General features: G+C 54.0%; 10 protein-coding genes. 3 read left to right on the top strand and 7 right to left on the bottom strand.

The genetic code is table 11. The annotated features are described in order from the left end of the window. Positions 1-91 precede the first annotated feature (91 nt). Positions 92-11533, top strand: a complete 11442-nt coding sequence (locus BUA85_RS16070; protein WP_072902912.1) for a hypothetical protein — start codon at positions 92-94, stop codon at positions 11531-11533. On the opposite strand, the gene BUA85_RS16075 is transcribed toward BUA85_RS16070, so the two are convergent. The 3 genes from BUA85_RS16075 to BUA85_RS16085 all read right to left on the bottom strand — a co-directional run bounded on the left by BUA85_RS16075 (position 11530) and on the right by BUA85_RS16085 (position 16534). After that, a complete protein-coding gene (locus tag BUA85_RS16075) occupies positions 11530-12849 on the bottom strand; it encodes an HlyD family type I secretion periplasmic adaptor subunit (RefSeq protein WP_072902914.1) in 1320 nt (439 codons plus the stop codon). The two genes, BUA85_RS16070 and BUA85_RS16075, sit on opposite strands and share 4 nt — an antisense overlap. Next, positions 12849-14975 carry a type I secretion system permease/ATPase gene (locus BUA85_RS16080; RefSeq protein WP_131802826.1) on the bottom strand — a complete coding sequence of 709 codons (2127 nt, stop codon included), beginning with the start codon at positions 14973-14975 and terminating at the stop codon, positions 12849-12851. The genes BUA85_RS16075 and BUA85_RS16080 overlap by 1 nt, the downstream gene beginning before the upstream one ends. 116 nt (positions 14976-15091) lie before the next feature. Continuing rightward, positions 15092-16534, bottom strand: a complete 1443-nt coding sequence (locus tag BUA85_RS16085) for a TolC family protein (protein WP_072902918.1) — start codon at positions 16532-16534, stop codon at positions 15092-15094. A 108-nt stretch (positions 16535-16642) separates the two neighbouring features. On the opposite strand from BUA85_RS16085, the gene BUA85_RS16090 reads away from it, so the two are divergent. After that, positions 16643-17311 (top strand): OmpA family protein, encoded by a 669-nt coding sequence (locus tag BUA85_RS16090; protein ID WP_072902920.1) that lies wholly within the window; start codon positions 16643-16645, stop codon positions 17309-17311. A gap of 11 nt (positions 17312-17322) precedes the next feature. On the opposite strand, the gene BUA85_RS16095 is transcribed toward BUA85_RS16090, so the two are convergent. After that, positions 17323-18684: a DUF3179 domain-containing (seleno)protein gene (locus tag BUA85_RS16095; RefSeq protein ID WP_072902922.1), complete on the bottom strand. Its 1362-nt coding sequence runs from the start codon at positions 18682-18684 to the stop codon at positions 17323-17325. Positions 18685-18895: 211 nt separating this feature from the next. Here BUA85_RS16095 and BUA85_RS16100 point away from each other — a divergent pair, with 211 nt between their 5' ends. Next, positions 18896-21304, top strand: a complete 2409-nt coding sequence (locus BUA85_RS16100; protein ID WP_072902988.1) for a GcvT family protein — start codon at positions 18896-18898, stop codon at positions 21302-21304. A 22-nt stretch (positions 21305-21326) separates the two neighbouring features. Here BUA85_RS16100 and BUA85_RS16105 read toward each other — a convergent pair whose 3' ends face one another. The 3 genes from BUA85_RS16105 to BUA85_RS16115 form a co-directional block, all read right to left on the bottom strand. Next, entirely contained in the window at positions 21327-22493 is a 1167-nt protein-coding gene (locus BUA85_RS16105; protein WP_072902923.1) for a chloride channel protein, read from the bottom strand. Between the two features lie 45 nt (positions 22494-22538). Then, positions 22539-24230: a thiamine pyrophosphate-binding protein gene (locus tag BUA85_RS16110; protein WP_072902925.1), complete on the bottom strand. Its 1692-nt coding sequence runs from the start codon at positions 24228-24230 to the stop codon at positions 22539-22541. A gap of 482 nt (positions 24231-24712) precedes the next feature. Beyond that, positions 24713-25582, bottom strand: a complete 870-nt coding sequence (locus BUA85_RS16115) for a LysR family transcriptional regulator (RefSeq protein WP_072902927.1) — start codon at positions 25580-25582, stop codon at positions 24713-24715. Positions 25583-25598 lie beyond the last annotated feature (16 nt).

Genomic DNA, 25598 nt, shown 5'->3' on the forward strand with positions numbered 1-25598 from the left:
ATCGCGGCCAAGGCGGGCAATTTTGCTAAATTAACTTGCTTCACAATGCCATACATCGCAGGGTTGTCATGCAATTTTAGGTTTACTTGCTATGGCAGACGGATCGATTAATTGGCTGACAAATCAGAGTCTTAAACAAGTCGATGTAAGTCAACTTGTTGAAGCAGCTCGAAGCGGTGCTGACGTTCCTGGCGTTACATTTGTAGATGTGTCAGGTATCGTTGCCTTTAGCGTCCCCGAAGGTTTCAACGTCAGTTGGCCACTGATCCTCGGAAATGACCTGATCCTCGTTCAGCCCGATGGTACATTGTTGGTTCTCGGCGACGCTATGGGTGAAAACCTTGTGCTACTTGTCGACGGCTTTCGCATTCCCGTCACGCGCTACAATGATCTCGCACTTCACGAAGAGACTTGGCAATCTTTAGACGATGTTGAGCAAGTCACGCTGTTGGAGCTTTCGGGTGGAACTCAAACAGGAATTGGCGGTTCTGGCGAGGAAGAAATCGTCACTGTCGGAGATCCTCTGGTCGGGCTTGCAATCAATCCGCTTTTGCCACCTGTTGACTACGAATTCCCGGAGTATGAACGTCGAGAGACCGGCAATGATGGCGGTATTGGCCCACCTGATGTTGACTTTGACATTACTGGCGAAGCTGTTCTTGCCGAAACCGATGCAGCGCTGGTGTTCAGACCTGACGATTTCGTCGATATCGTCGCTGGTGGCTTTGAGGACGGCGAACGCATTACCGACGTTACCATTACGATCGAAAATCTACCGATAGGCACGACTTCAAATTTTGGAACATTTACCAATAGCAACGGATTGCTGACATTTGAGTTCAACGGGACCGTCGAAGAGTTTGCCAATCTAGAGATTTTGTTCCCTAAAGATTTCTCGACCGACAATCGGAACGACGGTCCAAACGGTACCGATATTTCTGGCGACCTCATCGTTTCGATTTCTGCGAATTCCAACTTTGGGCAAGGGACAAGCACCGATATCCCTTTGACGATAACAGTCGAAGGTGATGTGGAAATTCAGGGTTCCGGTGTCGTTGCGGATATTGAGACGGATGCCCCAATAGATATCAAAATTTCCGACGCTCTGAATCCCGTGGCAACAGATGCTGATGGGAGTGAAAGTATCACAGGAGTCACGCTGACGTTGTTTCCTTTGCCGCCCGGGACTTTGATTTCTCTGACTGGCGCTGAGGCGGATTTTGCGGCTGTCGGTCCCAATTTTGTCTTTCAAGGATCATTGGCCGAATACGAAGAAATCGTCGTGCGCCTGCCCCGCGATTTCTCAACCGAGAACCCCCCGACCCAGCTTGGCGGCACGCTGACGGCAGTCACCGATGAAAACGGAATGGCATCGCGCGATTTCACGATTGAGATCGAAGCGACACCCGACATTGTCATCATCGCGGATAGTCCACTTATGGCAATGGAAGACACGGCCGGCCCAGACGGGAGCGGTGTGTTGATCGACCCGATGATCGATGTCCGTGTTGAAGATATCGACGGGTCGGAAGACAACACCATCGTCTCCATCGAGTTTGCGAACCTGCCGCCCGGCACCACTTTTTCGCGTGGGATATTCCAAGAAGCCTCGGTCTTTTGGCGAGGCACGTTGGATGATGCCAACAATCTGACATTCCAACTGCCCGGCGACTTTTCGGGTTCGGTGTCTTGGACCATCCGCGCCACAAATTTGGAAGGTGAAGAAGATGCCAGCCAAGAGTTGGTGGTTACGCCGAAAGGCGATGTTGATATTGATGTCGATCCAATCGTTGTGGCCGAAACAGATGCGCCATTCACGATCAATCCTTCCTCGGAATGGGTCGTTTCTATTAGTGACCTTGATCCCGGGCTTCCTCTGGAAGCACTGACGGAGGTGACTCTCACCCTCCGCGATCTCCCACCAGGAGTGACCACAAGTGCTGCGTTCCCTGGTTTCCCAGACGGGACGCCCAGCATCACCTATGATCCGGTAAACGGGGGTGATTTCACATTCATCGGGACAGGCGAACAGTATGAACAGCTGCGTATTGCATTCCCGCAAGACTTTTCCACAGCGGTTTTGGACGGGTCAGACAATCTGATCCAAGAGTCCATCGTTGGTGAGATTTCTGGCGTTTCGACCGAGGGCAGCAATGGCCCGGTGCCAGTCGAATTGATCATCACGCCCGAGGGCGACGTCGAAATCGACGTTTTGACGCCGGACAATCTTGAGGAAACGGACGCCGCGCTCACCTTCACTTTGGGCGACTATCTTGATCCCAAAGTGACCGATTTGGACTCTCTGCTAAGCGCCCCTGCCCCGCGGTATGAGATTTTTGAATCGCTTGAGCTCATCATAACTGGTTTGCCGAATGATCCTCTAGGTCGGTTTGATTTGGCAAGCTTCAGTGGGCTGCCAGCAGGCGCCTCGCTAACATATGACCCAAGCGGAACGGGACCGGGCACCCTCACCGCTACGTTCACAGGTCGCGATGCTGCTGATCTGTTCAGCGCTGTTACTGTGACCGTTCCACCGGATTTCTCGACCGCCAACCGCAGCGATCTCGCGCCCGGAGAAACTGCGCTTCCGATCCAGATCACGATCAATGTCGTCACAAACGAAGATCAGATTTCCGGTGACGATACCGCAATTGATGGCGAAGCCACAGCTACGGCCGAAGTGAACATTGATTTCACGCACGACATCAATTTGGATGTCGGCGATACGGTCATTGCCGACGAAGACGGTGGGATACCAAACGTCTCTGTCGGCGTGACGGTTGATCTCGGTCTATCGATTTCCGTCGATGATACCGACGACTCCGAGGATCAAGAAAACACATCAGCGCCATTTGGGTCGCAGGTCATGATACAATTCAGCCAAGTGGTTGGAGGCTTGAGCGCCAATCGTGGTGCAGTCGACCCTCTGACTGGTGAATGGACTGGCTCTGTCGATGACGCCAATAATTTACAACTGCGTTACCCGGGGGATTATTCCGGAACCACGCTTGCACAAGTCACTGTTGAGACGCCTGAGGGGATTGTCCAAGACGTCAAACAAATCATAATTCGTCCAGTTATCGACGTTGCTGTAGACGGCCGGGTCGAGGTTGATGAGACCGATGCGGATCTCGTGGTCTTGTTATCCTCTTTCGTGGCAGTCGATGTCGTACCTCCAAATGAGACCTTATATTCGATCGACTTCACATTGGATGACCTTCCACCGGGGACGCAAGCGATTGATCGTGTTTCTGGCGATCCAGTTGGCACGTTCACTACGGATCCGACCACGGGCCTGTTAAGCTTTGAGTATCAATGGACACAAGGCGATCCCGGCCCCTCCCCAGCTGACGCGGAACTGGTGTTCCCGACCGACTTCTCGACTGCAAGCCCCGATCCGGATCTACCGTTGGTCGCCAACCTTTCGATTGAGACGATCCAAGGGGGCACAATCTTAGGCCCAGAAGACTTCGACGTTGAAATCAGGATAAATTACGAAGAAGATATCACGCTCGTCGTCAATCCCATGCCGCCATTGGCAGAGACGGACGATTTTGTCGCGGTTCGCCCGTTCGACTACTTGCAACCGGGAGCAGACGATAACGATGGGTCAGAATTCATCGACGCTGTTTCGCTGATTTTCCCTGACCTTCCACCCGGAACCGAATACGATATCGGCGCGGGCCGTGTTGCAGCGCCGCTTCCCGCTTTCTTTGATGGCGTCGAATATCAGAACCTTATCATCTATCTGCCACCTGATTTCTCTACAGAGAACCCGGGAACAACGCTTGAGGCCCAATTCACCGCAACAACCAACGAAGGCGGGTTTGTTCAAGAGACCTTGACGATAACTCTATCTGCCGAGGGCGACCTAGACGTTACGGGACCGGGTACAATAACCCTGTCCGAGAACGACCCCGCAGGCAGCATCGATACCGATGCGACAACTGAATTGCCGCTTGAGTTCTCGCTGACGCAACTCTTTGACGCTCAAGCGAGCGACGCGGACGGTTCGGAATCCATAGAAGAAGTCACAGTCACGTTCGATAACCTTCCGGATGATGCCCTGTATTCGGTCGATGGCGGCTTGGTCTTTAATGCTGTGCCAAGTGGTGTGTTTACACTCGGACCTATTAGCAAAGCTGAATACGACGATCTTGTTATCCGTTTGCCTGACGATTTCTCGACCGAAAGCCCCGACAATGGACCCCTGACAGGCACTGTCATCTTTGCCACCGATGAATCGATCGCGGCGGGCGAGACACCAACACCTGCAAACCCCAATGATGGGATTGAGCAAGTTGCCTTTGAGGTCAACGTTGATGCCGAAGGCGACATTCGGATCACCGGTCAAGACATCACGCGGATTGAAGACCTCGGTGCGCCAATCCCGCTCGAACTTGACGTTGCAATCACGGATATTGACGGGTCAGAGCGCTTAGAAGACTTGCGGGTCACATTCACCGGCTTGCCAACCAATGGTGATACGATCCTCAGCGACGGCACAGTTCTTAACCCAGCCAACAATGTTTGGACCGGTACAGAAGCCGAGCTTTTGACATTGGCAATAGATAGTTTCCCGACTCATTTCTCCGGTCGAATTACGATGGATGTCGATGTCACTTCCAATGAAGGAACAGCAAGCGATCAGTTCCTCCTCGACATTACGCCTGTTGCTGAGCCAGAGATTGAAGTCTCCATCGACACGGATGCCACGACGTTCCAGCTTGGGCCAAAGAACTTCTCAAACAAAGAGGACACACCCGCCCAGCTTCGGATTGAGGCGACGACGGCTGACAAAGATACGTCAGAAGCCCTCACGATGGTGGTCGTTGAAAACATCCCGACGAATTGGCTGACGAACGGCGACGGCAACGTCGATCCGAGCAAAATCATCGAAGGCGATGGGCAAATTGCCTCGGCCAGCGTTTCAGGCACGACGCTGACAATCATGCTGAACGCAGGTGTGACTGATTTCACCGGCGTGTTCCAATTGCAGCCAGAAGCGGACCGTGACGAGGACGTAGCGACTCTCTTGGGCGGGAATGAAATCACTGCGACGGTAACGTCTGTCGATATGGCCACCGGCCTTCCAACAGATACACAAACGGCGGCGGATTTTGTTGATCTTGATGTCGATGCAGTCGTGGATGATTTGGCCGTGAGCGGGAAAAACCGCAATACGGATGAAGACACAACAAATGTCAAACGCTTTAGACTTGGCCTTGAAGACGTAGCGCTGTCGGATACGGACGGTTCCGAATTCATCACCGGTTTGGAACTGACCATTGATGTCGCAACCCTCAGCGACAACTACGATCCCAATTTGAACAGCAATCTGCGCCTTTTCGCAGGGGGCGGAACGTCTGGGGCCATTGATATCGTGCGCGTCCCTATTCCGGGAACGAGCAGTACAAGCTTTACTCTGAGCAAGGCCGCCGGCGCGACGGATGCTGAGTTCCAAGATGCCCTAACGGAGCTGCGTATCGAGGTTCCGCAACATTTCTCAGGTGTTTTAAGCAACTCCGGGACAATCAGTTGGCAGGAAACCCAGACGGTGGACGCCCCTCCCGGTGGCGAGTTTGATATCAGCGACAACTTCGCGACGGACAGCACGTTCACCTCGACGATAACGGTGCGCCCAATTGCTGAAGCTACGTTGGCTTTGGATGTTTTTGTGCTCGATGGCGGGGCGACTGACCCACTCGACTTCACTGACAATGACGTGGTTGATGGCGCGCCGATGAGTGTGTCCGGCGAAGCAAAGAATGGCGAGTCCATCACGATCGCGGAAATCATGCAGCTACGAGAGTCCACTCTGGACGGGACTGGTCCGGGGACGAACCCCCCCACCCTGCCTGACGGCTCCATCAATGATCAGGTGCAAGTGTACCTTGGCCTGAATGCCTCCACACCTGACCGCGACGGATCAGAAGAGCTCGAGAATTTGGTAATCTCGAACGTGCCGACGGATTGGTATCCGACAAGCTGGCAAGGCGGAACGGTTCCTCAGTCAGAATGGATTTTGTTGCGGAGCCTTTCAGGTGATGCCCCAATTCTCCAAGCGGAACTCGACAAAATTCAGTCGATCCGCTTCGATCCAACAGGTCGCGTGCTTACCATCGAATTTGTAGATGATGTTGTCGAGTTCTCAGCGTCGCTCGTATTGAAGCCAACGCCCTATGAAGACTGGGATCCAGACCAAGTTGCACCATTTGGTGTCGTGCGTCCGTTCAATGCCACTGGCAAAACCAACGGCACTTCGGAGGGAGAGTTTTTCGGTCAGGACATCACTGCCGTTGTTTCAACGCGGGATGGAAATACAAAAACCGACGATACCGAAACGGCAGAAGTTGAAGTCAACATTGATGTCGCGCCGGTTAACAACCTTGCCGTCATCGTTGATATTTCGGTCGGCAATGAGGCTGTCATCGACAACCTTCCCGGAGGCCCAAGCGGAATTTGGGACATAAACATCATCCTTGATCACGACGACAAAGACGGGTCAGAGATCATCACTGCGGTTGTCCTGCGCGCGATCCCAAGTGGTGTTTCCGTCTTTGTGCCTTCCGTTGTTGGTGATCCAACGAGCCCCTACGCCCCTGCCCTGATCACCCAAATCAATCCAGATGGATCGTCGGATTGGAGTTTGCAAGACGGTGCTTGGGAAAACGTTCAATTCCGCGGTGTTCCGCTTCATCTTGCAGGTGATTTCCCGCTACAAATCGATGCCATCACGACAGAATTTGACGGCGGCGGGACACGGGTGTCTAGCTACAACGAGATATTGCGGATCGAACCAGTTGCCGATGGCGGTAACCCTCGTGGTAACGGGTCTGGCGTTGAAGATACGCCGTTTGGCGTCAATATATCCGCAAACATCATCGACAGTGCAGCACTTCTTGTCGATCGACCAAATGATATCTCAAAAGAGATCGTCGATCGCTTCCGCCTTGTTGATGGCGACTTTCCACGCGACTCATTCGGGCGTCCGTTCCTACTGTTTGATGGCCCTCCACAGATTGACCCAGCCAATCCGCCTGATCTGACGGACCCTTATAATGAAACAGGCTATCTGAACTTAATTGATCCGACCGCATGGATCGATTGGTCAGTCGTACCAAACCTGACCATGCTTGCAGGCATCGACAGTAACGAAGAACTGACCTTCCAAATCGAGGTCGAATACGTCGAAGAAATCAAACCATCCGAAGTCACAACAAATATCGGTACGGTATCCATCGAAGTTGAAGGCGTCGCTGACACGCCAATCACCACTGCACAGCAAGAAGACCCAACGCTAACGCCAAACGGCATTGCTTTGGCGGACATTGATGCGGTCTATCGTGCGAATAGTTTTGACACCGATGGTCCAGGCGGGATCGCTCCGGGCCCCATTCAGAATTACAACCGTGTTTATGGTTATGCAGGAGATGACAGCGCACCGTTCCTTCTTAATCAGCGCCTAACCGACAATGCGCTGGAAAACGGGTTTGCTTCCTTAGCTCCAGATGAAATTTTCCAAGCCGCCGATCCGATCACAGGCATCATGACGGAGACGACCGCGATCACCGGTGGCACACCGTTTGATGGGTCAGAGACGCTTTATTACCTTATCACCGGTGTCCCTCCTGGAGGATCTTTCCTTGGAGTGACACCAGTCGACCCGACAGGCGAAACCTATCTTGTCACCGCCCAACAACTGGCAACGCTCGCCTTTGTTCCGCCTGATGTGGATGTCGTCACCTACTACGATCTGAGTTTCTATGCGATCGTCATTGAGGATGATGTAAGCCCTACGCTAATTTCCTCGACCCGAGCGCTTTTCTTAGACCCAATTTCCAATTCAGTGATTGATATCGCCGGCTTCTTGAACGCGATCGCCACCGATAGAGGTGCCGCTTTCCAAGAAGAAACGATCTCAATCGTTCTTCTCCCCGAGGACACTGGCGGAGGCGACAATTGCCCTGATGTTCCGCTCGATGTTCCGACCATTTCGCTCAAGGGTAGTGGACTAGAAGACGAAGCGGCGGAGCTTAAGCTTCACATCGATCCAAGCGGAAACCCACAATACCAAGACATTCTTGATCTGATCAATTTGCCGACTCTTGAAGGCATCGCAATCCAAGGCGACCTTGGTATCTTGATCGACCTTCCGCCCGGATCACAAATCTCCGCTGATCCGCCGGGCTCGATCATTTATGATCCTGTTTCCGGTGGATGGGCAATTGATCTGCAGAAATTCCTCTCCGGGAACGGGGACGGCGACACAGTTTCGTCGGGGACGATTTTCTACACCCCGCCTGCGCATGAATCGTCTCCAGTCAATCCGTTTAATCCCACTGAAACGTTTGGGCCGGTCGATCCATACGACAACCTTCCTGACCTCGAACTCTCGATGGTTCTGAACGATATCACCTGTGGTACAACGACGACCGGAACAGGCTCACTAGATATTACAATCGCGCCAGTCCTCGATCCGGCGATCATTAACGTCAGTCTGGAAAGTCAGGCACCTACTGCCGACTACCCAACGCCAGAAGACCAACCCATCGACCTGAACATTAGCGTAAGCAGTCCGGACGGAGGAGAGCGGATTGTACCGGGAAGTTCCGTTGTCATTACGATAAACGGAACTCATATCGGGGGTCCGCTCTCGTTACTCGATCAAACGTTGGGATTGGAACAAAGCGGTCTTTATGATGCGGGTGGCAAAATCATCGATGATGGGCGCCTTCAGATCATCGGCGGAGATTACGTCTACACCCTTGATCAGGCCGACCTTGCCGGTCTCTATATTATCCCCAAAAATCACATTCATGGCGAACTGACGGTTAGCGTTGCGGTGCAAACTGAAGACATTGATCTGGCACCTCAAACATGGACAGGAAGCGGAAGTATCGAAATCGACGCAATTGCAGATGAACCGGTTGTCGATATTGATGAAACGCTTCTCGATCCTGAAACCGGATTGCCTATTGCCGTTCTCAACGACAACGGTACTCCTGACGATGTAACGGATGATTTCGTGGTCGTGACGGCCATCGAAGATCAAAGGATTTTCCTTCAACAAATCGCGCCGGCCTTTACCCCTGACATGGACGGGTCCGAATTTCTATCAGCCGTATTTATCCCTGATCCAAATCTCGAGATTGGCGCGACAAGACCGCTGACGTCCATCATCGACAACGGTGACGGAACATTTACCATCGCGCTAGAAGACTTCGACAAAATCTGGCTCAAGTTGAAGGACGAACACGCGCGCACACCCGACAATCTTGATCCGACTGTGCCTAGTCAGGTTGAAGTCGACATTCGATTGATCAGCTATGAGCTGCCGAATGGCGATGAGTTCGAATTTGATAGTAAGTTCTTTATTCAGGTTCGCCCTGATGCAGATAAGCCGGAATTGGTTGCGAGTGTTACTCCGACCACCGGCGTTGAAGACCAACCACAACCTTATGAAATTGTTATAACCGGTAACACGCCTGATCCGCACGAGGCCATGCAGTTCGAGGTCGCTATTCAAATTCCGAGTGGTGGATTTGACCCGGCAAATCTTCCTGTGTTTGAATTGGACGGCACACCGCTTACCTTACAGTTCTCAAATCCAGCCGATCCAGATGATCCGTATGGCGGTGTTCCTCATGCCTTTGTTGTCCTCGATGGCCAACAAAACGTTTCTGTTCCGGGAGTAGACACATTTATTCCAAATGGGCAGCTGACTTTCATTCCACCACAGGATTTCGGTGGTGATACTGCCTCTTTAAAAGTCACAGCGATCACGATCGACGATGTCCCTGCCCCGTGGAGCGGCGATGGCTACATTGATAACGAACGGTCCGATGTTCTTGAATTGACACTCGACATCGCTGTCTCGCCTGACCTCGACTTTGACCTCAGAAACCCGACCGTCTCCATCGATGAAACTGATGCGCCGCTCGATTACACACCGACGACGGACATCGACATTGATCTGACGGATCAGGATGGCTCCGAGACTATCGAGATCATTTATGAGCTCGATAATGTTCCAGATGGGACGAGCTACACGATCGGCGGCACGACAACGCCGGTCCCCGCAGGGCCGCTTAGCATCACGCTCACATCCGTTGCTGATTTCAACGATCTGACGATCACGTTCCCTGCTGATTTCGCGACGGACAGCGGTGTCATCAATGGAACGGTCTCGGCAACGACCAACGAAGGTGGCAATGCGGGTGGCGCGTTTACGCTCGAAATCAACGGAACGTCAGATTTGGACGTGACGGTCACTACGACGGCATCAACCGAAACAGGTGCTGCATTGGTCATTCCTTTGGGAATCGACGCGACAATCAACGACAATACACCAACAGCCTACGAGTTCCTTGAGACTGTAGAGATTGCGTTCGACGCGCCACTGCCTGCGGGCACCATCGCCTCAGCTGGAACGATTGCGCCAGATGGATCGTCATTGCTTCTTGAGCGGAATGGTGCAGCGCCGGCAGTGTTCGTCCCTACGGTCGCGGCCCTGACCCTGACAATACCGCCGGGTTTTGCTGACGATATTGTCGCCGATATCACTGTGACCTCAACTCACGACACGCAAGTCTTCACCGATCAAACCTACTCGATCAACGGAGCACCCGACATCGTCGCACCTCCGATCGATATCGTATCAACCACGACGACAACGGTCCTGACGTTTGCCGAGTTGACGGCAACGGCGACCGATCCAGATACGCCTCTCATTGTGGAAAACGTATCTTCTGACGATCCCGCAATAAGCTCAATCGTCGTCGATCAAGGCGCCAAAACCGTTACAATCGACGTCGCCGCTGGGTATGATGCGACTTCCATCCTGACATACGACATAGTCGATAGCGGGGTCGGACCTGCCCGAACGACAACCACTGCAAATCTCGATATTGATACCCTGCAAATGGTATCAACCGGCCAGCAAGTCGGAGCCGATGGCATCACCAGAGAAGTCATGTCCAATGTGGCTGGTACAGTCGGAGGGACCGACTTTGCCAAAGGGACGGCGGATGCAGATTTGGTGACGCACACGGGCGCACCGGATAGTTACATCGACATAGCCGGTTTCCGCATGGAAGGAGGCAACGACCTTGTTGATCTCTCTGCCGCGAGCAACGGGTTTGATGTTGATCTTGGCGCAGGTGACGACATTGCTATCGGATCGTCTGGAGATGACATATTGACCGGCGGAATTGGGGCGGATCAACTCACTGGCGGCGCCGGATTCGATACGCTTCAGGGCGGCCTAGGTGATGATACCTTTATCCTAGATGCGCTACCGTCCGTGGCTGACGTGATCACAGACTATGGAACTGGTGCAGATCAGATCGACATATCTGCGCTCGTCAATGGTGTAGCAACAGTTACTGACGCAGAAGCTGACTATAACCCACTGACCGGAACTCTCGATGTATTGGGTGCCCAAGCGTATCTAATCCAAGGCCTACCGCCCTCGGTGGAAGTCATTTTTGAGAATGCGAGTGGAGTAGCCGAAGTTGCGACGCTGACCTAACGCTCGCGCAACGCCTCATATTGGGCTTTGCGCAATGGCTTTAGAATGTAGTCGAGAACCGTTCGTTCACCGGTCAGGATGTCGACGGACGCAACCATCCCCGGTTTGATCTGATGCAATTCACCATCCCGTTCTAGCGTGTTCGCTTCTGTCTCAACAATGATCGGGAAATAGGTTGTACCAGTCGCTTCATCCTGTTCCGCATCCGCGCCAATCCGTACGACGCGTCCATCAAGCGCACCATAGATCGTGAAGTCAAAGGCGGTGAGTTTAACCCGCGCCGGCAAATCCTCTCGGATGAAAGCGATGTCTTCAGGGCGCAGGCGTGCTTCGACCTCCAGAAGATCGCCCTCAGGTACAATGCGCGCCACTTCTTCGCCCGGAGCAACGACCGATCCCAACGTGTTAACGTTGAGCACAGATACAATGCCATCCACTGGTGCGCGCAGGCTGGTCCGCTCGACAACATCGCTCGCCCGCTTCAGCGACTCCTCAATCACGCTCACTTCAGCCAACGCATCGGCGCGTTCTGAATTGATGTCGGCGCGGCGGTTCAACCGAAGCTCTTCAATTCGCGCTTCGGCTTCGGCCAGCGCCGAAGTCGCCTGCGCCAACCGCCCAGACAAGCCATCGCGTTCTTGCCGCTTTACAGTCCGTTCGCGTTCAATCGGAATAATCTGGGCCCTTGGAACGACGCCAGAGTCGCTCCGAAGTTGGATTTCTTCATCGAGCAAAGCCAGCGATTCATCGACGCGGGAAATGGCGTTTGTGATCTCTTCGATTTCCTGCCGTCGCTGCGTGGCTTGAGTTTCGAGAACTGTCGTCTGGCTCAAATCCGCGGCGCGGCGGCTGTCAAATAGGGCCACTTCTCGTAAAGCCACTGGATCATCTGCGGCCAATCCGAGTGATGAAAAATCAACCGTGTCGGCGCCCGCTAATTCCGCCTCAAGCCGCAAGGCGCGCGCGGCCAAAGATGTCCCCCGCGCCTCTAACTCACCAAGACTTGCCGCTGCACTGGTGTCATCAATGCGTACGATTTCATCTCCGGCCGAGACCGTATCGCCTTCGCTTACCGAAATCGCGCGGACAATCCCACCCTCAAGACTTTCAACACCGCGCGCTCTGCCTGACGGGACGACAACACCATCAGCGCGCGCCACTTCTTCGATGCGGGCCCAACTTGCCCACGCGACAAAGGAACACACCGCAACCAAAAGAACCAATAGTGCCAGAGTGAGCGCCCAAGATGTTTTCCCCAAACGCGCTGCGTCCGGTCCCTGAGCAAACTCTCTCAATTCCCAATCAGAGCCAGCCACTATCCAGCCCCCTGCCCTTGTCGATCCAACCGCGCGAGCACATCGCCCTTGGGGCCATCCATCAGAACTTTGCCCTTCGCCATCAAGATCGTTCGATCAGTCAGTTCCAACAGACCCATACGGTGTGTCGCGATGATGAGCGTCATCCTCCGTTGCTCGACCACGCGAGCAAGGCTGTCGATTAAGATACGTTCGGATTGCATATCCATTGCCGATGTCGGTTCGTCCAAAACCAACACGCGAGGCGAATGGATCAAAGCGCGGGCCAAGGCGATCAATTGGCGCTGTCCACCCGAAAGTGTCCGCCCCCGCTCTCCGACTTTCATCGCAAAGCCGTCGGGGTGTTCAGCGGCGATTTTATCGACGCCAGCCGCCCGAGCTGCGGCCACAATCTCGATCTCTGTCGCACCGGGTTTCCCAAATGCAATGTTCTCAGCCAATGTACCCGTGAACAACACCGCTTCTTGCTGAACCACTTGAACTTGGTCTCGCAAAGCAGGCGGAGACATTTGGGCAATGTTGATGCCGTCCAAAAGCACCAGACCCTCACTTGCAGGCCAAAGACCGGACAACACGCGAACAAGGCTAGTTTTGCCCGACCCCACCGGCCCAATCAAAGCCACGCGCTCCCCCGTACCGATTGCAGCGGTAATACCGCTCAGCGCCGGAACCTGAGCGCCGGGATAAGTCAATCCAAGGTCGTTCAGTTCAATCGCGCCTGCACCTGACGCTTCGCTTGCGCCCATTTTGCGCCCATCACCGTCGGAGGGGATCGACATATATTCGTTCAGCGCTTTCAACGTCGATAAGGCGAAACTGCCGCGCACGAAAAGTCCGGAAAGCGCAGCGGTTGGTGCCAAAGCGCGGCTCGACAAAATCATCGAGGCGATCACCGCACCCATGGTGATCTGACCCTCAAGCGCAAGGTAAACACCAATGATCACAATTCCAACGGATGCGCCCTGTTGGGCCAAACCCGTCACTGTTGTCGCAAATGTCGCGATCGACCGGCTGCGAGATTGAGTTGTAGCGGCTTCCGCAACAAGGCTTTCCCAACGGCCTTGCATCCGTCCGTGACCAGAAACAGCGCGGAGTGTCTCTGCTTCTGCCAAGCTCTCGACTGCAACGCCGGTTTTCGCACTCGCTGCCGCTCGGTTGTTCTGGGCATTCCGGCGCAGTGGCCAAAGCGACAACAACCCGACCAAAGTGACAAATCCTAAGGCCAACGCGGGCGGCCATGCCAACGGGCCACCGATATAGAAAATAACCGCGATGAAGAATACCGCGAAACAAAGGTCCATCAGGGTCGCGAGGGTCTGGGACGAGAAAAACTCAACCACTTGTTCGTAGTCTTTCAAGGTATTCGCCAGACTGCCCGCCTGCCCCGGCACCCTGTCGGCACGGATCGCGCTCAGATGTTGAAAGATCGCCGACGAAACAGCCAAATCTATCCGCCGCCCCGTATTGTCTACGACCCTTGCGCGTACCCATTTCAGGAAGGCATCAAAGGTCAGCGCTATCCCTACACCCGCCACGAGCGACCAAAGCGTGACCAAAGCTGCGTTCGGAAACACGCGATCATAGACGTTCATCGTAAAAAGAGGCGTCGCCAGCGCCAAGACGTTGACGAGCGCTGAGGCCAGCGCGACTTGCAGATATGCGGGCCAATGCCTGCGCAGTGTGGACCAAAGCCAGTGACCCTTCGGGCCTTCCGCTTCTGTGTTGGAAGCGTCGTTCGCCACCGAGGCCCGCAACAAAAGCGCGTGGCCTGCATAGGCTTCGGCAAGCTCTGATTGGTCTATCCGAAACGTACCCGATCCTCGTTCTGGCCATCCGACGAGACATTGGCCGTCAGAATCTTGATCAAGCAACGCGCAAGCACCCCGCCCCTGCAGAAAAAGAACGGCAGGCAAAACAGCTTTAGGAATGTCTTTCAATCGCAGCCGTACAAGTGCTGCGCGGTAGCCTTCACGTTCTGCCGCTCTCACGGCGAGTTGCGGCGTCAGCTTCCCATCCGGCGGAAGAGGTAATCCATCCTTGAGTGTCACAGCATTCACGTCACGCCCGTCAGACAGCATTGCCGATCCAAGCGCCGCAGCTAACACATCACGCGGTTGCCCGTCCAACGCCCATTCCTTTTGCCGCACGCCCTTGGCGGCGTTAGAGAATTGAAGCGTTACAGGCTTCTTGCCACTGGGCTCGGGACGATCAGAAATCGGTCGGCTCCTCCCTATGGCGTGGTCTAGTCGTCGAGCGAGCGGCGGAACTCGCTAAGTGACCTAGCATCGTTTCGGATGCTTGTCGGTGCGGGGTTTACGCCAGGAACACGTTCCAGCTCACGGGCATAGTCACGTGCATCTTCTGGTAGTTCGATGCCAAAGCTCGGCAACAAAACACCAGACGCGGCAAGAAGTCGGTAATGCACAAAAACTTGCGTCGAACGTGCATTCACCAAGTTCGCTTCCGATTGGAACAGTGCATTCTGAGTATTCAACACATCCAGAAGTGACCGGGAACCAACTTCAAATTCGCTTTCGTAAGACTCCAAAAGCTCGCCGCTCAACTTCGCCTGACGGCTCAAGACTGAAGCGCGACGCTTGGCTGACTGCAAAGCTGCCCAGCTTTGACGCACTTCGCGTTCGACCAAACGAACTTGCGTCAACAAACGTGCACGAGATTCACTCGCCCGACGTATTTGCTCTTCCCGAGCAGCATTCTTGCGCCCGCCTTGGAAGTCATAGCGCAGAACCAAACCTATCCTTGCATCATTTACTTCGCCTTCGAACCCGCCAATGTCTTCGCCATAGCGCACATCTGCTTCAAGGTTCAGGTCAGGTGTCAGTTCCGAAGCGGCACGGCGAGACAAAGCTTCTGCTGCACCCACATCAGCTTGCATGAACCGCACCGTCGGGTTCAACGAACGCGCCTTGGCCAAGGCTTCGTCCAAAGTGGCCGGGACCAACCGCGCAACGCTTGGAACGCTGCTTAGGTTCGTTGGGTCAACTCCGACCGTTTCAAGAAACAAGGTTTCCGCAACAATCGCATCAAGCTCGAATTCAAGCAAAACGTCATCGGCAAGGAAGACCCGTTCTTCCGCTTGCTGATAATCGGCGATACCAACGACGCCGTTCTGATATGCGCGCTCGATCCGGCCGAATACCTCGCGATGGTAGGCGACATTGTTGCGCGCCAGACGCACCAACTGCCGGGTTCGAAGGACATCCGCATAAACCCGCACCGCTTCAAGGGACAGGAACTCTGACCGTTCCAAGACCCGTAACGCCGCACCGTCAATGCGGTAGGCCTGTCGTTCAACTTCGGACCGGACAAATCCGCCGTCTAAGAGGGTTTGCACCATCCGGCCGCGCACTTCCCAGCCACCGATCGCGCCATCTGCTGCCGTGCTGTCACTGGTTCGCGTGCCCCGATTGATACTGGCCTCGGCACGCCCCTCAAGTTCAAAGCGCGGCGTGCCGAGGCTACGGGCCTGATCCAACTCAAATTCGATAGCTTGTTTGTTAGCTTCGGCCGCACTGATCTCGGGATTTGTCTCTAGAACAAACAGAATTGCTTCTTCGACTGTCAAACTCTGAGCCGGCCCCGCAATTACGAAGCAGAAAGCCGCGATTGCAGACAGCCGAAACAGGCCCCGCGTTGCTTTCAACAGCCCGGTCAGATTTCCCATTCAGCCATCCCTCACGGCATAAAAGTGATTGTTTTAACAGCCTTACGGCTTGATTGCTCACTTTAAGTCTTACACTATAGCGAGAGGAAAAAATGTAAAGCTCTGCCCATGCGTCTATTGCTTACTCTTTTTGCACTACTCTTTCCGGTCTTTGTCGCGGCACAAGACCTTGGAACCGTAAACTTTGATTTCGACAGTGATGTCCTTGACGCGGAAGCCCGCGCGGAGATTGCCGAGATCGCCGAAGACCTGAAAGCGTCGCCGACCTATAAGCCGACAGTGGTGGTAGGCTATACGGATGCTGTCGGCTCGTCGGGTTACAACCAAGACCTCGGTTTGCGCCGCGCGCGCGCCGTTGCGCGCGAACTTGTGGCGCAAGGCGTACCTGTTGAGCGCATTGGAACCGTGGAAAGCCGCGGAGAAAACGAACTGCTTGTTTCCGTTTCCGCCCCGCTTCGCGCCAACCGCCGTGCGACCGTGACACTCGACGATATGTTGGCGGCGTGTCGCAGTTACCGCGACATCGCCATCAACTCAGCGAGCGTAGGCGATCAACTGCAAAACGATCTTCGCGCCAGACTGGCAGAAGCTGTTACAGCCTATGCGTTTTACGAAGCGAATGGGCGAAATGGCCCTGCCTTCCAAATGGCAGGAGCCGCTCGAGAGGACTGCGGCATTGCAATAGGCTACGTGAACGACAGTTTGCGCAAAGTTGAGTATGCGCAGCGCTGCATTTGCAACTCGACCCGCCTGCGCACCGCGATGTCTGGTCGGTAAGTCAAATAGGCTCACTCGCCTCGCCAAACTATCGTGTCATCGTAAAACTGCGACCATGCAAACCAATATGCTTCGTGGCTTGGCACCTGTTGACCGTCCGCAGTAAGCGCCCGAAGACCGTCAGCAAAAAGAACAAGCGTGACATCAATATGTTCGACTGAACGACCGTCCTTCAAGGCGGCTATCGCTGATGAACGAGGAAATGCGATGGGTTGTCCAGTCGAAGAAATAACGCCGACAACGTCTTCCTGCATAGGCAATCGTGGATCAACATCACCAATTGGGAAAATCGGGCCTCGTGCGTCGCGAGTTTCTCTCAGGTTGTAGTCACGACCTAGCGCCAGTTCTTCAACCAATACAGTGGTTTCGGGAAAGGCGTCACGCCAAGCGCCCCAAGTGGACGTGATGACCGTCACAGGTGGCAAAACAACATCCAAATCCGCCAAGGGTCCTGTCACAGCCGTACCGAGAAAGGTATCAAAGAGCGAGTTGGTCTCGACATCATACATCACTTTATTGGAGCGGATCAAAAGGCCTGAGGTCCGCAGTACGGGTCGTGCGACCCCGTTCGGCATCCGGTCGGTAAAATAGGCCTGCGCGGCGCCACATAGTGAACAATACGGCAGAGCGATGTCTCGACCACCAAGCGTGTCATTCACCATCTCCCGCACTTCCATGATCTGGCGAGGATAAGCGCGCGCTTCACCGTTGATCTCAACGCCGAAAATAATGTCGTCATCTGCAAGCCACGTCGCGGCGTCAGCAGAACTCACTTCTGGATTGTCGATTGCTGGGATGCAGTGGCAGATGTCATCCGTTGCATCGTAAGGGCGCGCATCAATGTCCACCCCGCCCCAATCGACGAGTTGCCAATCAATCTCACCTTCGACGAACAATTTTTCCCAACCGGGGATGTAGTTGGTGAAGATGCTTCGCTTGTGTTCCAGATAGTTTGGGTAGGCTGGAATATCCCACGCGATCATCCTGTTAATGATCGCTTCGCGATGCTGGCCATCATCGAAACTTATCTGAAGAATATCCTCAACCGATTGAGTCAAAGCATCATGAAATTCCATCCGCCATGAAAAGCGCTGCATATCGGTCAACGTCCAAATCACCCGTGAATCATTGCTTTTGGCAATGACATCAAAGGCCGCCTTGTCATCTGGAGACCAAGCAGATTGGTTCAGCGCAATGACAACAAGGTCATCGAGCGCTTCTGCCATGATGGGATCTAAAGAACCTGATGGGATTACGGGTGGAACACCATACTCCGCAATCACGTAGTCAGGCAAAGCCTTGCGCTGCTCCGCTGACACCAAAAACGGCAGAAAAATCAACGTGGCGGCAAACAGAACAGAACGTCGAACCATGAAAGCTCCAAACAGCTTCTATAACGCGTGAAACCCTAACCCAATTTGCGACATCATGCTTTCACGTTTGCATCAGCACGGCGCGAAGACTGGCGCAAAACGACAAGAATGCGGTTGAAACGGGCTTTGGCAGGTCATTTCGCACCCCTATGGTCACATCAAAACACCGCGAAGTTTGCGCGGTTGGAGCGACCAAACGGAAGGATTTCTCATGCGCACCCATGCTCAGGCAGTAGTTATAGGCGGCGGCGTTATCGGATGCTCAATCCTCTACCATTTGGCCAAGCTGGGCTGGACGGATGTTGTTCTGCTGGAGCGTGATGAGCTAACGTCAGGCTCCACATGGCACGCAGCGGCAAACATCCACGGCTTGCACGACAGCACCAATATTTCGCGGCTCCAGCATTACACGATGAACCTCTATAATGAGCTGGAAGCGGAAACAGGCCAAAGCTGCGGCGTGTTCCAACCTGGGTCACTCTATCTAGCGCAGACAGAAGACCGCGAACACCAACTGCGCATTCAAGAAGCCAAAGCGCGCCGCTATGGCATGAACTTTTATGAGGTGAGCCGCGACGAAGCAGAGCGGCTTCATCCGCTCGTGAACTATGACGGCATCCGCTGCATCATGTTCGAACCTGACGGTGGCAACGTGGACCCCTCTGGCGTCACAAATGCCTATGCTGTCGGCGCGCGTCAGCGCGGGGCCGAGATCATGCGGTTTACACCTGTGATCGGGACCGAGCCGCAATCAGATGGCAGTTGGATTGTCCGCACCGAAAAAGGCGACATCCGCACGCCTTGGGTGATCAACGCCGCCGGGCTTTGGGCGCGAGAAGTCGCGGCGATGGCGGGTATCGAACTGCCGCTACTGCCGACCGAACACCAGTATTTTGTGACCGAAGCCATTTCGGAAATCGAAGGAATGGATCGCCGCCTGCCCTCCGTCGCGGACCGTGATGGCGAATACTATCTGCGTCAGGAAGGCAACGGCTTGCTTGTTGGCGCCTATGAAAAAGACGTGCAGTTCTGGGCCGAAGAAGGCACACCGCTGGGCTTCGGTCATGAGCTTTTCGCCGATGATCTGGAACGGATCGAAGACAACATGATGCGCGCGATTGACCGCGTACCGGTTGTTGGAACCGCTGGGATCAAACGCGTCATAAACGGCCCAATGATCTGGTCACCTGACAGTTCCGTCCTGCTTGGCCCCGTCCCTGAACTGCGCGGCTATTTCTGTTGCTGCGGCATCATCCCCGGCTTCAGCCAATCCGGCGGTATGGGCCAGCACGTGGCCGAATGGCTGGTCGACGGGGAACCAAAGCTCGATATGTTCGGTTGGGACATGGCGCGCCATGGCCATTGGGCCGGCAAATCCTTCACCAAAGCGCGGGTCGAGGACCAGTACGCCCACCGCTTCAAAATCCACTTCCCTGGCGAAGAACGCGAGGCTGGCCGTGCCGAGCGCACCAGACCCATCTATGAGATGCAAAAGGATATGGGCGCAAAGTTCGGCCTCAACTATGGCTGGGAGCATCCGCTGTACTTTGACGCGGATACGCCGGACAGCGCGGGCTTCACCCGTCAGCCATGGTGGCACAGCGTTGGACGCGAGGCGCGGATGCTGCGCGAGGTTGCAGGGATCATCGATATTTCGAACTTCGCCAACTACTCGGTCAAAGGCGCCGGGGCCGAACATTGGTTAAACGCCCTCTTTGCCAACAAAATGCCCAAGGCCGTTGGACGCTCGTGCCTAACGCCACTCATCGGCAAACGCGGCGGCCTAGCGGGCGATTTCACGGTCACGCGGTTGGGCGACGAGGAATTCATGATCATCGGGTCCGGAATGGCTGAACGGTTCCATGCGCGTTTCTTCAAAGAAATTCCACTACCAGACGGCACGACGTTTGAATGCCTGACGGAAGAGATTTGCGGGTTCAACGTTGCGGGCCCAAAGTCCCGCGCCTTGCTGCAGCGCCTCACTAACAGCTCTCTGGAAACGGCCGACTTCCCCTTCATGCGCTCCAAGCGGATCATGATCGCGGGCGTGGAGGCTGTGGCTCTTCGTGTGTCCTTTACCGGCGATCTTGGATGGGAATTACACAGTGCGACCGAAGATCAGGCAACGCTCTACACCGCGCTGATCGAAGCTGGAAAAGAGATCGGCGCTGGCCCCGTCGGTGGGCGCGCATTGATGAGCTTGCGTGTTGAGAAAGGCTATGGCTCTTGGGGTCGCGACTACAGCCCCGAATATTGGCCGCAAGAACAGGGATTGGCCGGTCTTGTGAAGATGGACAAGGATTTCCTTAACAAAGAGGCATACGCCGCCATCGCGGGCAAAGACCCACGCGAGTTGATGGTTGTCATGGAAGTGCATACCGAAGAACATGACGCTTTGGGCGGCGAACCTATCTTCTTGCCCGACGGAACACCCGCCGGTCAAGTGACGAGCGGGGCTTATGGATATAGCGTCGAAAAATCACTTGCGATCGGGTATCTGAAGGCCGGAACAGCGACCGCTGGCGATACTGTTCATGTCGCCATTTTGGGTGGATCAGTACCAGCCACAGTGCTTTCGGAGCCGCCCTTTGATCCAACTGGAGCACGTCTCCGGGCGTAATCCAGACAACTTTTCTGCATCGTCAATGCAGGACCTGTGGCGGCGCAAGTTTGGATGCGCCCCACCCGACCAACGCGCCAACGCAAAGCGGCCAAATGGCAACCGGACCGATCAACAAGAGCGCGATCAACATCGCGGCGATGGGCTTGCCCATACCTGCGGTGATGGCTGCGGCCATGCCGGATACCAAAGCAACCGTGAGCGGCGTAGCCGGAAGCAACCAGACCACGGCCCCTCCTGCCGCTGCACCGGCAAACAAAAGGGGGAAGGCAGCCCCTCCGCGCCAGCCAGATGACAAACAAAGCGCCAGAGCCAGCATCTTCAGGGCGGCTAATCCCAAAAGCGCCGCCATCCCAAACTCTTGTCCCCAAACGAGCATCTCTTCTAATTCGTGGTGACCGGAGAACCTAAGGATTGGAAAAGCGGTAGCCAGCATTGCAAACAGAGCGGTTCCTACCAGGGTCTGCAGCCATATATGCTCCCAGCGGGAAAGCACTGATGTAATCAGCGGGAGTATCAGAAGAAAAAAGACCCCTGCTCCTGCCCCAAGAATTGCAGGAAGAACTGCAAAGATAATGTCAGTCCCGTCACCGGCTGGTACATGATCGGGCAAATGTATGTGCAGCGGGTTTTCCGGCAGGAACATCCTTACCGTCAGGATAAACCCCAGCAGCCCAGTCAAAGCAGCCAGATAGAGCCGCAATTTTGGTGCCTCAGGATGCTCTTGTGCGATCACAGCAGCCCCTGGAGGCGAGCCATAGATGCCACCTAGTGCGCCAGCCGCACCAATTTCGCCAATCAATCGTGCCTCAGCATGATCGCGGGCAATCAACATCGAAATGAGCAACGACATTTCTGCGACCACGGCAAGAATACCCGCCTCTGGGCCAACAGCGCCACCAAAGCCAACAGCGACGATTGCCATGATTGCGAGGAAAGCAGTGTTGCGGCGTTTTTGAGATTCCAGCATTCTGGCACCGGCGATTTGCTCGTTCAGACCTGATCCGGCATACCAATGACGCAGCACTGCAAGGATCATCCCGCCAACCATTGTCATCGTGAAGATGTACCAGCGCGTCTCTGGTCCAGACCAGATGAAATGGGCCAGAAGCTCCATCAGCCACAGAACGAAGGCCGCAACGATACCTGCAAGAAAGCCATAACCAGCGGACAGAAGCGTCAATCTCATCGTCTTTCCTCTCCAGCGTTTCGGATTGATTAACTCGTTTCTCGGTTATGCTTGAGTACTTTTTGCAACCTCACGCATCTGGCTGAGCGATTGACGAGGTGTTAACGCTTCTGAGGAGACGTTCAGATCGAGAACTGCGCCTGTTTCAGAAGCTAATGCTCTTTCAAAGGCGGACTCGAAATCCTCAGTGCTTTCAACCCGTTCCGCATGATAACCATAAGACTTAGCAAGCATCACAAAGTCAGGGTTCTCCAAGGTGGTGCCTGATACCCGCTCTGGATAGGTCTTCTCTTGGTGCATACGAATGGTGCCGTAGGTGCCGTTGTTCAGGATAAGGACTATCGGCTGAGCCCCTGACTGCATCGCACTCCCAAGCTCCTGACAGTTCATCTGGAAATCACCGTCGCCGGCGAAACAAACCACTGTGCGTTCGGGATGAACCGTCTTAGCCGCGATTGCCGCTGGCAAACCGTACCCCATCGCTCCGGCTTGTGGGGCCAAAAGTCTTTGATTAGGTCCAAACTTGAAAAATTTGTTCGGCCAAACCGTGAAGTTCCCCGCCCCATTTGTAAGAATAGTGTCTTTTGGCAAACGGTCGCGCAGAAATGTGCTCACCTTGCCCATATCCACTGGGCTCGGCAGGTCAGGCAATTCGAACCCAGATTCATAGCCTGCCCGAGAAGCAGATCGCCATTCGGACCAGTCACAGGAAACTGGATTTTTTGCCATAGCGGCGGCAAAGGCATTCGGACCAGCGTGGATCGCAAGCTCGGGCACATACACCTTACCCAGTTCACGATCCGAGCCATGTACATGGATGATCCTTTGCTTTGGCTGCGGAACATCCAGCAACGAGTAACCGAGTGTGGAGTTTTCACCGAACCTTGCGTTGATGGCCAAGATGACATCAGCCTCTCGCATCATATCTTGGATGGCGGGAGACATGCCTACGCCTGCTTCTCCGCAAAAAGACGGAGAATGATTATCGAACTGATCTTGGTATCGGAAGACCGACAAGACGGGAATATCACTTGCCTCGGCAAAAGACTGTAACGCCTTACTACCGTCAGACGTCCAATTGCAGCCGCCGTAAAAAATCAACGGCCGCTTCGCACTTTCCAAAATCCGTCGTGTCTCAGCGATGGCTTCTTCGGTTGGCGCCGCTTCGCTCTGTTTTGCCGGGCCACGCAATGGTTCCGCCGAGCTAACATCCGTCAGCATATCCTCAGGCAAGGCGACGACAACAGGACCAGGTCGACCCGTCACCGCTGTATGCCACGCACGCGCAATGATCTCTGGAATACGGGCCACTTGTTCAATCTCAGTGGCCCATTTTGCAATCGACCCGAAATAGGCCCGATAGTTTACCTCCTGAAAGGCTTCACGCTCCATCATGTCGGTGCCAACCTGCCCCACAAACAAGATCATCGGAGAGCTGTCCTGCATTGCGGTATGCACACCGATCGAAGCATTTGTGGCACCAGGTCCGCGGGTGACAAAACAAATCCCCGGCGCGCCTGTTAGCTTTCCGTACGCGGCCGCCATGAATGATGCCCCGCCTTCATTCCGGCAAAGGGTGAAATCCAGAGAAGCTTTTGCCTCACCATGCGTACTGCTTGTGTCGTACAATGCATCGAGTATTGCGAGATAGCTTTCACCTGGCACGCCAAAGCTATGCCGAGCTCCAAGCGCACGCAGACAATCAACTAAGAGCACGCCACCTGTTCGCTTTGTCATTTTGGACCTATTTCTAACAGCTAATTTGGCTATTCGGTAAGCCTGTTTTCGAAGAAACCATTGACCCTTCAGTACCCACTTGTAAATCACCACTTGACGGACCAGATGAACTTTTTTGGTTCCCGTAGAAGGCAAATTACTTACCTTTTCTGATCATATAGAACCCGAAACTTTTTATGCTCGGCTACTGTTAATCCTCTTTGTTTAGAATACTCCTTAAGTTTCCTGAGTAGGTATCAAAACAAAATCAACGTCGATGGCAGAACACAGCAAGAAGAACTGGACAATTTGATATTCACATGATCATCGGGGTGAGTGCAATTTCCTGACCAAAGAAGGCTTCACACCCGCCGGGTTGTTCTTCGACAAACTCATTAAATTTACGAAATAGGATACCTATTATGGTCAAACTATTTTCCGTCTCAACAGTTTATCAATGACGAAAAAGAATTATTAAATCTAATCAAATACTCAACGGTATTTTAGGCACTGGAAAACTGCCTTTCGATCAAGGCTGTGCAATGGGTCAACAACTCTGGGTATTGGGTCTCTTGCTGCCGGTACAAGCAAACGTCCCGAACATCATTGAACCCATCTATCGGTAAAAAAACGCAATCATAAGGCAATATGCTTACAACTGATTGCGGCAGAATCGAGAGCCACCGTCCTGTTTGAATGAGAGCGACAAGCGATTGGGTATTTCGGATCGTCACCGGCGCTGCACTGGTCAAATCACGAACAGCCTCGGTCTTTATATGATCGCAAAGTTCGTTTCTAATGAACGGGAATGAAAAGACACCATTGATAGTTGCATCTTGACCTGATTGGTGCAGCGGGTGGTTGGCCGAGATCACAAGCCCAAACCGGTCCTGAAACAAAACGCTAGACGTCAGCCCATTGAAATATTGTGAACCGGAAGCAATACCAATGTCAGCAACACCATCGCGTAAAGCAGCCAAGACCTGTGCGCTATCGGCATCACGCAAATCAAGTCTAACGCCCGGAAACTCCACCGTAAGCTGGTCCAAAAGCGTCGGGAACACAGAAGCCGCCACAGAAGGGATTGACGAAATACGCAGCAATCCATGCTCAGACGACGCGCGAGCCTCGATCGCGTCTACTGTCGCATCAAACTGTTTGATTTGCCGGATTGCCAAATCAAACACATCTTTCCCAAAGGGTGAAAGCCTGTCTTTCCTTTCCCCCTCAAAAAGTTTTTGCCCCAGATCAGTTTCAAAAAGCTTTAAGCTCATTGAAACGGCAGAGGGTGTCCGCCCAAGACGCGCAGCCGCTGTCGCAAGTGAGCCGGATTGCGCGACTTCAACAAATGTCTTTAAGGTTTCAATTTTCAAATGACTTACTTCAATT

Origin of the sequence: Cognatiyoonia sediminum, from assembly GCF_900129845.1 — a bacterium.
In the GTDB taxonomy this organism is placed as follows: domain Bacteria; phylum Pseudomonadota; class Alphaproteobacteria; order Rhodobacterales; family Rhodobacteraceae; genus Cognatiyoonia; species Cognatiyoonia sediminum.